This window comes from Niveispirillum sp. GW835-FHT14G11, from assembly GCF_058793615.1.
This window is the reverse complement of record NZ_JBXAFZ010000030.1, coordinates 1-14,203: the sequence shown is the minus strand read 5'-3', so window position 1 is coordinate 14,203 and position 14,203 is coordinate 1. Positions and strand designations below refer to the sequence as shown.

The following is a 14,203-nucleotide window of genomic DNA, read 5'->3' as shown; positions in this document are numbered from 1 at the left end:
CCGTGGACGTTAACGCGGCACTGACCGGCGGTCGTCTCACAACTATGGTGGACGCCGCTTGCTCGCCCATATAATCATCAGGAAATGGAGGCACCTTTGGACGAGTTGCGGTTCAAGATCGACGCCTTCCGCCCCGATACCATCCCCATGGCGCGGTTGGCGGAGTACATGGCGGCACTCGCAGCGCTCCTCGGCAATGAGGAGAGCGTTCATTTCGTGCGCCTTGACGTCGGCAGCTTGGAACTCGTCCATAAGATCGACAATGCTGCCCGACCCGCCGTAGACATCCGCATCGCTGGCTTGGGGAAGGGTGACTCACCGCCAGACGTATCGCGTGCTTTTGAAGCTTTGGACCGGATGCTGGCCAACGACAATGCCATCGGCAACCTGATTGATGGCGAGAAGGCGACAGTCCTATTCTTCCCTGGCCGGGACCGTCCTTGTTCCAAGCCACCTGACTACCCCGCCTTCACGCAGGCTGGAACATTACAAGGCGAACTGGTTAAAATCGGCGGTCTGGGAGACGTTGTGCCCGTCCATTTGCGAGAATCAGGGGTGGAGGGGCATGTCCATATTTGCCATGCCAACCGCGTCATAGCACGAGAGCTTGCACCCCATCTTTTTGCGACACCCGTGCGCGTCAGCGGTCAGGCGCGGTGGCAGCGCCTGCCGGGTGGCACCTGGCGAATGGTGGACTTCATTATTCACGCCCTCGAGACGATGGATGACGATACGCTGCTGGACGTCGTCGCTCGACTGCGACAGGCCGGCGTCAGCGGTTGGCGGTCGGTTGAACAGCCGCTTGCGATCCTTGCCGACCTGCGCGGCGAGGCCGACAGGATGCAGTGATGGTCATCTTCGACGCCAATTTCCTGCTGCTCCTGCTCGATCCCGACGTGGATGTACCGCTGGATCCGACCACGGGTCAGAAGCTCGCGGGGGCGAAGCAGCGAGTGGAACTTCTCATCGGTGGCCTGTCCAAGCAGAGGGAAACCATCGGCATTCCCACCCCGGCTTTGGCGGAGGTGCTTGTGCATGCCGGCGAGGCGGGGCCGAAATGGCTGTCGATCCTGACCGGAACGTCCCGCTTTGCCATCCTGCCTTATGATTTGAAGGCCGCCGTAGAGACTGCCGCTATGACGGCTGACGCCAAGGCAGCGGGCGACAAGAAAGCAGGTTCGTCTGCCCCCTGGCAGAAGGTGAAGATTGACCGCCAGGTTGCCGCCATTGCCTTGACGGAACGTGCGACAACCCTTTACGCCGACGACCAGGCTTTAGTCGCCCTGGCCCGGAAGGCAGGGCTGACGGCCATCAGCAGTTGGGAACTGCCTTCGCCACCGGAGGAAGCTCAGGGGCAGCTTGCGCTGTAAGTCGATAACCTCCTCATTTCAGGCGCATTATCGCTCCCCTGCATACCATAGAATGCATCTATCGGGAATTGCATCTCCGGTTGCCGGGCCGCTGGATTTGATGCCGATTGGTGAGTACCCTCCCCCTGATCATTGATTAGTGTCCAACGGTCGCGCGAGGGCTGCGGCTGGATTTGAGGGCGGGACCCGGGGGAGAGTTGATGAGCGAGCGTTTTTTTGAGCAGCCGATTCTCAATTCGCCATACGAGGTTCCGCGTTTCCATCATCATCTTGATTCGGACGGACAGCCCACCGACAACCCGCCAATCGCCGGACGTCGCCGTTCGGAACTGATGACGCCTGTTCCGAAGCCGAAACGGAAAGGAAAGTCCACTCCAGCGGACCAGTCCGGATTTGTCTTCGCTGATCAGCACGGGCTTTCCACGTCTGACATCGAATACAACCCGACCCCGATCATCAATGAGATCCGACAGCACGTTGCATCCTGGCGTGATCTGCCAAATTCGGCCGACTGGAAGGTGACACCAGCCACGGCCAGATTGCTGCAGCACTGGCGCAGCCATGAGTTCGCCAGCGTTCGTCCCTTCTTCTGTCAGGTTGAGGCGGTGGAGACCATCATCTGGTTGACTGAGGTCGCCCCAACCGTTTCCCAGTACAAAAAGTATCTGTCGCATGTCGAAGGCGCCAATCAGCAGGCCAACCCGGAGCTGCTGCGCCTGGCTATGAAGATGGCGACGGGGAGCGGCAAGACGACCGTCATGGCGATGCTGATCGCCTGGCAGACGGTGAACGCCGTCCGTCATCCCAACAGCAGGCGGTTCAGCAAGGGGTTCCTTCTGGTCGCCCCCGGCATCACCATCAAGGACCGCCTGCGTGTCCTGCAGCCCAATGACCCCGACAGCTATTATAAGAACCGGGAGCTGGTGCCGGCCGACATGCTGCCGGATATCGACAAGGCCAAGATCGTCATCACCAACTATCACGCATTCAAGCTGCGTGAACGGATGGATGTGTCCAAGCTCGGGCGCGCCCTGCTGAAGGGCCGGGATGGTGAGCTGAACACTACCGAGACCGAAGGGCAGATGCTTCAGCGCGTTATGCCCGACCTGATGGGTCTCAAGAACATCGTCGTGCTGAATGACGAGGCGCACCATTGCTATCGGGAAAGGCCGGGCGATGCGACCAAGCTGACCGGTGACGAGAAGAAGGAGGCCGACAAGAACAACGAGGCGGCCCGTCTCTGGATCACCGGGATCGAAATAGTGAAACGGCAGTTGGGTGTCCGCGCTGTCTATGATCTGTCGGCCACCCCCTTCTTCCTGCGTGGCTCCGGCTATGCCGAAGGGACGCTGTTCCCATGGACGGTCAGCGACTTCTCGCTGATGGATGCCATTGAATGCGGCATCGTCAAGCTGCCCCGCGTTCCCGTCGCCGACAACCTGCCGACGGGGGAGATGCCGGTTTACCGGAACCTGTGGGAGCATATCGGCAAGAAAATGCCGAAGAAGTCCCGCGGGGCCGACTTGGACCCCCGCAGTCTGCGGTCCGAACTTCAAACTGCCTTGGAGGCCCTCTATGGCCATTACACCAAGGTGTTCCAGTTGTGGGAGGAGAAGGGCATCGGCGTGCCGCCGGTCTTCATCATCGTCTGCAACAACACGTCGTCTTCCAAGCTGGTGTACGAATTCATCTCCGGCTGGACGCGACAGGATGAGAACGGGAACACCCAGTTCAACCAGGGCCGGTTGGAGCATTTCCGTAACTACGATGACTATGGAAACCGCCTGCCGCGCATGCGTACCTTGTTGATCGACAGTGAGGAACTGGAATCCGACGGGGCACTGGACCCGGAATTCCGCGCCGCCGCGGCCGAGGAAATCGATCAGTTCAAGCGGGAGAAGGTGCAGCGTGACGGTGCCGGTGCCGCTGACAAGCTGACCGACAAGGACCTGCTGCGCGAAGTGATGAATACGGTGGGCCGCAAGGGCCGCCTGGGCGAGCAGATCCGCTGTGTCGTCTCCGTCTCCATGCTGACCGAAGGCTGGGATACGAACACTGTCACCCACATCCTGGGCCTGCGTGCCTTCGGCACCCAACTTCTGTGTGAACAGGTGGTTGGCCGCGCCCTGCGCCGCCAGTCCTACGAACTGAATGACCAGGGCCTGTTCAATCCTGAATATGCTGACGTGCTGGGCATCCCCTTCAACTTCACGGCCAAGCCCGTCATCGCCAAGCCCGCCACCCCGCGGGAAACGGTACGGGTCTTCGCCATGAAGGAACGGGCTGGGCTGGAGATCACCTATCCCCGTGTGGAGGGCTACCGTGTCGAACTGCCCAATGATCGGCTGTCGGCCACCTTCACGGAGAACTCCACCCTGTACCTGACGCCGGAACTGGTTGGCCCCTGTTCGGTGCTGCTGGAAGGGATCGTGGGCGAGGGGGTGACGCTGAATGTCGACCATCTGCAATCGGTCCGGCCCAGTACCATCGCTTATAACCTTGCCAAGCATTTGCTGTTCAAGCATTTCCGCGATCCGGGGGAGGAGCCGAAGCTGCACCTGTTCGGCCCCTTGAAACGCATCACCAAGCAGTGGCTGGACAATGGGTATCTGAAATGTGCAGGTGGCACCTTCCCGGCGCAGTTGATGTATCAGGAAATGGCCGATCAGGCAGCAGAGCGTATCTATCTGGCCTGTCAGGCCGGACTGGAGGGGGAGCGCCGCATCAAGGCGATCCTGGACCCCTATAACCCCACCGGTTCCAGCCGCTTCGTCAATTTCACCACCAGCAAGGAAGACCGCTGGGAAACCAGCCCCCGGCATAGCCATGTCAATCTGGTCGTCTGCGACAGCGGTTGGGAGGCGGAGTTCGCCCGCGTGGCAGAGGCGCACCCCCGTGTGCTGTCCTATGTAAAGAACCAGGGCCTGGGTTTTGAGGTGCCCTACCGTGATGGCCACACGCCCCGCCGGTACATCCCCGACTTCATCCTGCGCATCGACGATGGCGGGCCGGTGCCCCTGAACCTGATCGTGGAGATCAAGGGTTACCGCCGCGGCGATGCGCAGTTGAAGGCGGAGACGATGAATAACCTCTGGGTGCCCGGCGTGAACAATCTGGGCCGCTATGGCCGCTGGGGCTTTGCCGAGTTCCACCATGTGTTCGAGATCGAACAGCGCTTTGCTGAACTGATCCAGTCCCACCTTTTGACCAAGGCCGCCTGATGTTCGACGCCACGAGAGAGGATCTGAAGGATATCCTGCGCCATGTCGAGGACGGTCGGCTGCAATTGCCGGAGTTCCAGCGCGACTATGTCTGGAACGATGCGGATGTGCGCAGCCTGATCGCGTCCGTCGCCAAGGGATTTCCGGTTGGTGCCCTGCTGACCCTGGAGACCGGCGGTGAGGTGGCGTTCAAGCCCCGCCTGCTGGCCGGCGTGCCGGCGAAGCAGGTTGGCCCGTCCGAACTGCTGCTGGATGGACAGCAGCGCATCACTTCCCTCTATCAGGCGACGCGGTCGACCGAGCCGGTCCGCACGCGCACGCCGAAGGGAACGATGGTCGAACGCTACTACTTCATCGACATCGGGAAGGCCGTGGCGGGTGGTGCTGACTTCGAGGACACGATCATCGGCACCCCCGCTGACAAGATCATTCGCCGCAATTTCGGCCGCGACATCGCCACCGATCTGTCCACGCCGGAAGGGCAGTTCCAGAATGATGCCTTCCCCTTGAACCAGATCTTCGACAGCCGCAACTGGTTCTATGACTGGCGCGATTATTGGCGGGCGCGGGGGCGCGACGTATCCGATCTTGAGCGGGATTTCGACCGGGGCGTGGTCGAGCCTGTGACACGCTACAAGATGCCGATCATCCGCCTGGACAAGCGCAACAGCCGCGAAGCCATCTGTCTGGTGTTCGAGAAGGTGAATGTCGGCGGCAAGAAGCTGGATGCCTTCGAGCTGGTCACCGCCATCTATGCCGGCAGCGGCGCCAACCTGCGGGAAGACTGGGCGGCGCGGCGCGGTCGGATCATCGGCGCGCCGAACCGCCGCGATGTGGTGACCCAGGTTGCCAGCACGGATTTCCTGCAAGCCTGCACCCTGCTGCACACCCGCCAGCAGCGCCTTGCCCGCGCGGCGGAGCTGATGCGGGACAAGGGCAGGATCGAGATCAACGAACTGCCCCAGGTCAGTTGCAAGCGCGATGCCCTGCTGGGCCTGCCCCTGCAGGCCTATCAGGCCCATGCCGATGCGGTGGAAAAGGGCTTCATTGAAGCGGCCGGCTTCCTGAACGAACATAAGATCATCTGGCACAAGGACGTGCCCTATCCGGCCCTGACCGTGGGCCTGGCCGCCACCTTCGCCATCCTGGGCAAATCGGCGCTGACCGTGGCGGCGAAGGAGAAGCTGTCGCGCTGGTTCTGGTCGATCACGCTGGGCGAGCTTTACGGCGCCAGCACGGAATCACGGCTGGCTCGCGATGTGCCGGAACTGGTGGAGTGGTTGTCCGGTTCCGGCCCGCATCCGCGATCGCTGGACGAGGCCTTGTTCCAGCGTGACCGTCTGCGGTCCCTGCGTACCCGCCTGTCGGCCGCGTACAAGGGGCTGCATGCACTGGTCATGCGGGCCGGTTGCCGTGACTTCATCACGGGGCGCCCCACGGAATTGATGACCTTCGCCAAAGACAGCATCGACATTCACCATATCTTTCCCCAGGACTGGTGTAAGAAGCAGGGCATCGCGCCCGACATCTTCAATTCAATCGTCAACAAGACCCCTCTGTCGAAGGCATCGAACAGTGCCATCCAGGGTCATGCGCCCTCGGTCTATCTGCGGCGGATCGAACAGCAGCAGGGGCTGACGTCCGACGCGCTGGACGACATCCTGCGATCCCACCTGATCGAACCCGCGCACCTGCGCAATGATGATTTCCAGGCCTTCTTCAATGCCCGTATTGCGGCGCTGGCGGGGATTGTCGCGGATGCCCTGGGCAAGGCCGTGGTCGAAGAACAAGGGGCCGATGAGGTCGAAGAGGATGTCGCCGGACAGGATGACGGGGCCGACGACATGAGCAATTTGATTGAAGCGGAGATCGCGTGATGGCGCGCAACGGTAAGGACGTCGACAGCCTGACCCATAAGCAGGCGACGCGGAAGAATATCCCGACGGCCGAACAGCAGAGCTTTGTTGAGCCGGAGGAGGCGGCACCCAAGCCCGTCACCTATGCGCGCGAAACGCCGTTGGAACCCGGCACGACCCGTCCGCGCAACCCCGATCTGGACCCGCAAATGGTCTGGCGTGGCAAGGATCAGCAGGATTGGTCCGACCTGGTGGTGCAGGCCCCGCCCATCTATATCCAGGAAAAGATCCATCCCCAGGCCATCATCGACGATCTGCGCCGGCACAGCGCGGCGGCGGATAGCGGGGCCGTGGGCGCACAGTTCGATTTCTTCAGTGACTTCAACGGCTTGCCGGACGAGGAAGCCAAGCTGGAATTCTACCAGCATGACAAGCACTGGGCCAACCGCATGGTCCTGGGCGACAGTTTGCAGGTCATGGCCTCGCTGGCGGAGAAGGAGGGGCTGCGGGGTCAGGTGCAGGCCATCTATTTCGACCCGCCCTATGGCATCAAGTTCAATTCCAACTGGCAGGTGTCAACCCGGTCCCGCGATGTGAAGGACGGCAAGATCGACCAGATCAGCCGTGAGCCGGAACAGGTGAAGGCCTTCCGCGACACCTGGAAAGACGGCATCCATTCCTACATGACCTATCTGCGCGACCGCTTGACGGTGGCGCGCGACCTGCTGACGGAAAGCGGCTCAGTCTTTGTCCAGATTGGGGATGAGAATGTCCATCGCGTGCGAGCGATGATGGATGAGATTTTTGGAGAGGATAATTTTGTTTCTCAGGTAACAGTGGCGAAAACCTCGGCTCAAGAGGACCTACTTCTACCGAATGTTTGCGATCATATTGTTTGGTACAGCAAGAGTGTAGAATCTCTTAAAAGCAAATTTCGACCGATCTGGATCGATAAGTTGGGTGATCCCGGCGCCGCGGAATATAACAAAGTGGATGTAGAAGGCTTAAGAAGAAAATTGTTGCCGGATGAGCTTTCTGATCGGCAAAATCTTCCCGATGATTTCCGTGTCTATAGGCAAGATAATATTGTTTCTCAACGCCCACCAGGAAGTTTTCCGGTGGAGTTTGAGGGGGAAACGTTTAGGCCAATTACCGGGTATTGGAAAACCGGATTGGAAGGGTTTCCGCGGCTCATAAAGGCGAAGCGGATCGAGAGACGCGGTAGGATGCTGAGTTACGTTCGGTTTATTGCCGATTTTCCTGTTAGACCGATTTCCAATATTTGGTCGGATGTCAAATTCTCAAGTCGCTCCGAAGATAAAACATACGTGGTCCAGACGGCAGCGAAAGTCATAGAACGCTGTCTCCTGATGGCCACCGACCCCGGTGACCTCGTGCTTGATCCCACCTGCGGATCGGGCACGACGGCCTATGTCGCCGAACAATGGGGGCGGCGGTGGATCACCATCGACACCTCGCGGGTGGCCCTGGCGCTGGCCCGTGCCCGGCTGATGGGCGCGCGTTATCCCTATTACTATCTGACCGACACGCCGGAAGGGTTGGTGAAGGAGGCGGAGGTGGCGGGCACCGTGCCGGTGCAGCGGGCCACATATGGCGATATCCGCCAGGGCTTCGTCTATCGCCGCGTCCCCCACATCACCCTGAAATCCATCGCCAACAACACTCAGATCGACGTGATCTGGGATGAATGGCAGCAGGTTCTGGAACCGCTGCGCCGCGACCTGAACGCGGCCCTGGGCCGAAACCAGGAATGGCAGGAATGGGAAATCCCCCGTCGCGCCGCCGACCCCTGGCCGGAGGCGGCGCAGACCCTGCACGCCACCATCCTGAAACGCCGGGCGGAAGGGGCGTCGGTGGCGGCGCAGTTGAAAAAGCTGAACGCCCTGCTGAAACGCGATTATCGGGCGGACAATCTGCCGGAATTCCCCGACGAGCCCTGGACAGACCCGGCCACCATCGCCCTGCATGGGCAATGGTGGGAGGCGCGCATCAACCGGCAGCGGGAGGTCGACAAATCCATCGCCGACAAGGCGGAACAGGAATATCTCTACGACAAGCCCTATGACGACCCGGCGCGTGCGCGCGTGGCCGGCCCCTTCACCGTGGAAAGCCTGTCCCCCCACCGCGTGCTGCCCGCGGATGAGGAGGAATTGTGGGACGATCTGGTCGCCGCCGACGCGGTTGACGCCGGTCTGCCCACGCCCCGCCGCACCTCTGCACCCGCCCGCCAGAAATCCCCGCACAAGTGGGAGGAGACGGATTTCACCACCGTGGTGCTGGACCATCTGAAGACCAGTGGCGTGCATCAGGGCGACAAGAAGGACCGCATCAGTTTTACCAGCATCATCCCCTGGCCCGGCGAATATGTCGCCGCCGATGGCCGCTATATGGAAGGCGACCGGGAACGGCGCGCGGCCATCTTCATCGGCCCGGAATTCGGCACCGTCTCCCGCCCCGACCTGACCGCCGCCGCGCGGGAGGCGAAGGATGCGGGCTTCGAACTGCTGATCGCCTGCGCCTTCAATTTCGATGCCCATGCCTCGGAACTGGCCAAGATGGGCCCGTTGCAGATCGTGCGCGCCCGCATGAACCCCGACCTGCACATGGCCGATGATCTGAAGAACACCGGCTCCGGCAACCTGTTCGTCGTGTTCGGCGAACCGGATATCGAGATCCAGAAGACCGACGATGGCGATTTGCGCGTCCGCATCCTGGGCCTGGACATTTTCGACCCGCAAAAGGGCGAAGTCCGCGCCGGCGGCACCGACGACATCGCCGCCTGGTTCATCGACACCGACTATGACGAGGAGAGTTTCTTCGTTCGCCACGCCTATTTCCTGGGTGCGCAGGACCCGTACAAGTCGCTGAAGACGACGTTGAAGGCAGAGATCGACGAAGAAGCCTGGGAAAGCCTCTACCGCGACATCTCCCGCCCCTTCCCGCGACCGACCTCTGGTCGCATTGCGGTGAAGGTGATAAACCACTTTGGGGATGAGGTGATGAAGGTTTATCGGGTATAGCGTGGGACTGGAGTCGCCATGGAAAAGAAGGGTGCGCGCGGAATAGAAGACTGGGAGGCAGCGTTGATCAAAGCCATGCTGGCTGAGGGAACGCTGACCAAAGACCAGATCGTTTCCTATTTTACCCGGCCGGAGCGCACCGTAAACCCATGGCGGCTTGCGGAGATTGAGAAGGGCCAGTGTCATGGCGATGTGCCGCCGGCCACTCGACAACAAGTTGAGGTTTACCTGCGAACTTTCAAGTCGCCGGTAGAGGCGCGGGACGGGTTCATGGCCCAAAACCCTCTGCACCAAGTCAATCTTCGCAACTTATTCCGGTTGAAGGACGGGACGGTCGATATTCTCTACGTCGATGAGACGGCTGTTGAGTGCAAGGAGGCTTTCCACAGAAGAGGTGATGGCAGGGCAGATTATGCTCGAACAATTGCCGGTTTTGCCAATTGCCGGGGTGGCTTTCTGCTGTTTGGTATTCGTGATTCGGACAAGAAGATCGTCGGACTGGACGCAAACACGATCAGCCGCTTCGACGGTGCGGACCTCAACAGATACATGGTGGACATATTCGTTCCGGCACCAGTCTGGGAGAAGGCGGAATATACTATCGCCGGCAAGTCAATACTTGTAATATATGTTAGAGAGTCAGAGAAAAAGCCAGTCATTTGTACGAAGGTAGATGGAAAGGAGTTAAAAGAGGCAGATATATATTATCGATATCCAAGCGAAACGCGTCGAATAAAGTACTCGGAGTTGACCAATATACTGGATGAGCGCACGAAAGTTACAGAGAAGCGTTGGGCGAACATCTTCAGGCAAATTGAGGCATCTGGTGTGGAGAATGTTGCCGTCCTGGATACGGTGCGGGGTGAGGTTTCCGGCTACGCAGGTAAATTCCTCATCGATGAATCGCTGATTCCTAAATTGAAGTTCGTTGCGGAGGGGCACTTCACCGACCGTGAAGGAGCACCGACCATGCGGCTGGTCGGAGATATGAAGCCCATTTCCCTGACGCAGTTGGAAGACGTCGATACCGTCGTGGTCAAAGAGCATCTTACCGATTTGGACGTTCAACATGAATTTGTAAATAGATCAAGAGTCCGAAATCCCAATATGTACATTACAAGATTAGCGCATTCTACAAAGACTTGGCTACCTGTATATTATTTCATCCGACAAGCTGGATTGGAAATTTCAGATGCAATTGGTCTTCTTCAGGCAGAACAGGATAATCGCAAATCACATCTGCAAAGCGTGATTGATCGAATTAAGAAACTTGAGATTCCATCTGTTGCGAGACTGGTTAGTGATGCTTCAGCGGAACCAGAACGGTCACAAATTCTTGACGGAACGTTGGCGAAGCCAGGAGACGCAGCTGCGGCGGTAAAATTTTCCAAGGCCGCTATGACGCTGAAAGTTGGAGAAGTTAACCCAGATTTTATTCTTCCTACTCTTGCTCACTGTCTGGACATGCCGTTGAATTCTAAGGAGATTGGGAATTTATCATATGCCATTGCCTATGTGGATGTAGTCTGGCATCAGCAGATCATCAGAGGTTCTGAAGGCTGAAGTTCATCGCCGAGGTGAGCTAGGAAGTTGTATGATGGAATTCCGTATCGCCGAAAGCTTCACCCAAAGCCTCGCCCGTCTGCCGGTGAAGGAGCAGAAGGCTGCCAAGACGACGGCCTTTGACCTGCAGATCGACCCATCGGCACCGGGCCTGAAGTTCCATCGGGTGGAACGGTCGCGCGATCTGCATTTCTGGACTGTGCGGGTGAATGACGATCTGCGGATCGTCGTTCACAAGACCGATGGTAATTTCCTGCTCTGTTATGCCGCCCACCATGACGACGCCTATCTCTGGGCGGAGAAGCGGCGGATTGAGGCGCACCCGACCACAGGCGCCGCCCAGTTCGTGGAATTCATCCACCATGTGGTGGAGGAGGGGGCGTTCAGCGGTTCGGGCGGTCGTCCGCGACAGGGCACGCTCACCCCACCGGTTGCCCCGGTGCGCGGCATCTTCGACCATCTGGACGATGCGACGTTGCTGCGCTTCGGTGTGCCGCCCGACTGGCTGGATTGGGTGCGTCAGACGGACGAGGATGGGCTGTTCGACCTGGAAGGGCATCTGCCGCAGGAGGCGATGGAGGCCTTGCTGGAACTGGCGGTTGGCGGGCAGCCGACCTTGCCTGTGGTGGCTCCGCCTGCATCCGACCCCTTCGCCCACCCGGATGCCCAACGCCGGTTCCGCACGGTCACCAACCAGGATGAACTGCGCCAGGCGCTGGATTATCCCTGGGACAAATGGACGGTCTTTCTGCACCCCAGTCAGCGGGACCTGGTGGAACGGCGCTTCGGCGGGCCGGCACGCGTCACCGGGTCCGCCGGTACCGGCAAGACGGTGGTAGCGTTGCACCGCGCTGTGCATCTGGCCCGCCGCTCCGACGATGCACGCGTGCTGCTGGCCACTTTCTCCAAGACGCTGGCCCATGCCCTGAAGGCGAAGTTGTCGCGATTGTTGGGGGAAGATAGCGCCACGGCGGCGCGCATCACTGTCACCTATGTGGACGGCGTCGCCCATGGGTTGTTTGAGGAGGCGTTTGGCATCACGCCCAATATCGCTTCCGCCTCCCAGGTTGAAACCGCGATCAAGACGGCCACGCAGGAACGCGGGGAAACCCGCTTTGCCCACCGTTTCCTGATGAATGAATGGCGGCACGTTGTCGATGCCTGGCAGCTTCGCACCTGGGAAGCCTATCGCGATGTCTCCCGGTTGGGCCGACGCACCCGGATTGGCGGCAATCAGCGCGAGGCGTTGTGGGCGCTGTTTGAGCAGGCTCAGGCCATACTCAAGGCGCGCAACGTTGTCACCTGGGCAGAGGCGGTGGCGCGGGTGGCCGAGTATCATCGGGGCCGAGAGAAGAAGCCTTTTACGGCGGCGGTGATTGACGAGGCGCAGGATATCAGCATCCCGCAGCTCCGCTTCCTGGCGGCGCTGGTGCCCAATGGCTCGGACAACCTTTTCTTTGCTGGCGACCTGGGCCAGCGGATCTTCCAGCAGCCCTTTTCCTGGCTGTCGCAGGGGGTGGATGTCCGCGGGCGATCATGGACATTGAAGGTCAATTACCGCACCTCGCACCAGATCCGCCGACGTGCCGACCTTCTGCTGCCCGCCCATGTGCGCGATGTCGATGGGGTGGAAGATCAGCGCAAGGGCACTATTTCCGTCTTTGATGGGCCGGAGCCGGATGTCGGTCTGTTCGATACGGCAGACGATGAGATCGCCTATGTCGCGGCCTGGATCAGCGACGTCGTGGCCAAGGGAATAGCGCCGGAGGAGGTTGGCATCTTTGTCCGTACGTCCGATCAATTGGACCGGGCGAAGTCGGCTGTGAAGAAATCAGGATATCCCTGGATCACGTTGCAGGACCGTGGCGATGGGGATGCTGGCCGGATTGCCGTCGGCACCATGCATCTGGCCAAGGGCCTTGAGTTCAAGGCCGTGTCCGTCATGGCCTGCGACGATGAAGTCATTCCGCTTCAGGAACGTATCTCTTCCGCCGGTGAAGAATCCGAGCTGGACGAGATTTTCGACACGGAGCGGCATCTGCTCTACGTCGCCTGCACCCGCGCACGCGACCATGTCTGCATCACCGGGATCGAGCCGGGGTCGGAGTTTCTGGCCGACCTGATGGAGTCTTGATCCAGCCTTATGTGACAGTCAATCAGCCGAAGGGAGAGAGGAACTTGAGCCAGGCCGACTTTCTCGCCATGCGGTGGCTGAGCAGTGAATTTCTGGCTCAACGCGGCCTAAGCGCCCCGGACGGGCGGCCACTTTACGCTTACCGCTGCACCGATGCCGAACTGGTGTCCCTGTCGGATCGCTTGACCGCCGCGCGTATCGACCATAGTCGGGTGGAAAGCCATCTTGCCGCACTTTTCTGCCTCTTTGCGGCGGAATGGTGGCGACGTTTTTATGACGGTAATCCGTGGGCATGGGAGCCGGTTTTCCTGAAACTGGGTGCCCGTTACGGGTGGCAGACGGCGAAGGAATTGACAACCAAAGGGCTCGGGTTCTGGAAACGTGAATTGCGCCGTTCCGCCCAGGGTCGCGAGTTCCTGTTGAGCTTATACCAATTTGCACTGATCAGAACCCATGTGCCCACTGACGGTGGCCAATGGAGATGATTTTCCAAGGCTGATTGATGCGACGGTTCCAGGCGTGGCAGCAGAGGGCGACGATCTGGTCGTAGGATTCGAAGACCCGGTTGGATAGCCAGTTGTCGCGGATGAACTGCCAGATGTTCTCGACTGGATTGAGTTCGGGGGATTGGGGCGGCAGCGGTAGAATTGTGATGTTGGCAGGCACGGCCAGTTTGTCGGTTGTGTGCCACCCCGCCCGATCCATCATGAGCACGGCGTGGGCGCCGGGTGCCACCTGGGAGGCGATTTCATCCAGATGCCATTGCATGGCCTTTGTATCGCAGCGAGGCATGACGAGGGCGGCACCGACGCCGCGCTCGGGGCAGATGGCGCCGAAGATATAGGCCGACTTGGTGCGCTGATCGTGGGGTGCTGCGGGGCGGGTTCCGCACTTGGCCCAGCGCCGGGTGATCTTGTTCTTCTGGCCGACACGGGCCTCGTCCGTACGCGTCCGGTGTGAGCCGCCTTGTGTTTGGTGGTCGGTAGCTGGGAGTCTTTGCGTAAGCGCGATAGCGCGG

General features: G+C 60.0%; 9 protein-coding genes. 8 read left to right on the top strand and 1 reads right to left on the bottom strand.

All coding sequences use genetic code 11. The features are described from left to right. Positions 1-96 precede the first annotated feature (96 nt). The 8 genes from AC1Q7F_RS31105 (at position 97) to AC1Q7F_RS31070 (ending at position 13,670) form a co-directional block, all read left to right on the top strand. On the top strand, positions 97-849 hold the full coding sequence (locus AC1Q7F_RS31105; RefSeq protein WP_492512433.1) for a hypothetical protein: 753 nt from the start codon (positions 97-99) through the stop codon (positions 847-849). Further along, the gene (locus AC1Q7F_RS31100; RefSeq protein ID WP_492512432.1) at positions 849-1,370 is read left to right on the top strand and encodes a hypothetical protein; all 522 of its coding nucleotides are present in this window, start codon (positions 849-851) and stop codon (positions 1,368-1,370) included. The genes AC1Q7F_RS31105 and AC1Q7F_RS31100 overlap by 1 nt, the downstream gene beginning before the upstream one ends. Before the next feature lie 200 nt (positions 1,371-1,570). After that, the gene (locus AC1Q7F_RS31095; RefSeq protein WP_492512431.1) at positions 1,571-4,591 is read left to right on the top strand and encodes a BPTD_3080 family restriction endonuclease; all 3,021 of its coding nucleotides are present in this window, start codon (positions 1,571-1,573) and stop codon (positions 4,589-4,591) included. Then, positions 4,591-6,468 carry a GmrSD restriction endonuclease domain-containing protein gene (locus AC1Q7F_RS31090; RefSeq protein ID WP_492512430.1) on the top strand — a complete coding sequence of 626 codons (1,878 nt, stop codon included), beginning with the start codon at positions 4,591-4,593 and terminating at the stop codon, positions 6,466-6,468. Before AC1Q7F_RS31095 ends, AC1Q7F_RS31090 begins: the two co-directional genes overlap by 1 nt. Then, a complete protein-coding gene (locus tag AC1Q7F_RS31085; RefSeq protein WP_492512429.1) occupies positions 6,468-9,488 on the top strand; it encodes a site-specific DNA-methyltransferase in 3,021 nt (1,006 codons plus the stop codon). The genes AC1Q7F_RS31090 and AC1Q7F_RS31085 overlap by 1 nt, the downstream gene beginning before the upstream one ends. An 18-nt stretch (positions 9,489-9,506) precedes the next feature. Beyond that, complete coding sequence (locus AC1Q7F_RS31080) at positions 9,507-11,051, top strand: AlbA family DNA-binding domain-containing protein (RefSeq protein ID WP_492512428.1); 1,545 nt, start codon at positions 9,507-9,509, stop codon at positions 11,049-11,051. Between the two features lie 34 nt (positions 11,052-11,085). Then, the gene (locus tag AC1Q7F_RS31075; RefSeq protein WP_492512427.1) at positions 11,086-13,185 is read left to right on the top strand and encodes a UvrD-helicase domain-containing protein; all 2,100 of its coding nucleotides are present in this window, start codon (positions 11,086-11,088) and stop codon (positions 13,183-13,185) included. Positions 13,186-13,229: 44 nt separating this feature from the next. Further along, entirely contained in the window at positions 13,230-13,670 is a 441-nt protein-coding gene (locus AC1Q7F_RS31070; RefSeq protein WP_492512426.1) for a hypothetical protein, read from the top strand. On the opposite strand, the gene AC1Q7F_RS31065 is transcribed toward AC1Q7F_RS31070, so the two are convergent. Further along, positions 13,630-14,203: IS630 family transposase (locus tag AC1Q7F_RS31065; RefSeq protein ID WP_492512425.1), on the bottom strand; the 574-nt coding region annotated here is incomplete at its 5' end. The two genes, AC1Q7F_RS31070 and AC1Q7F_RS31065, sit on opposite strands and share 41 nt — an antisense overlap.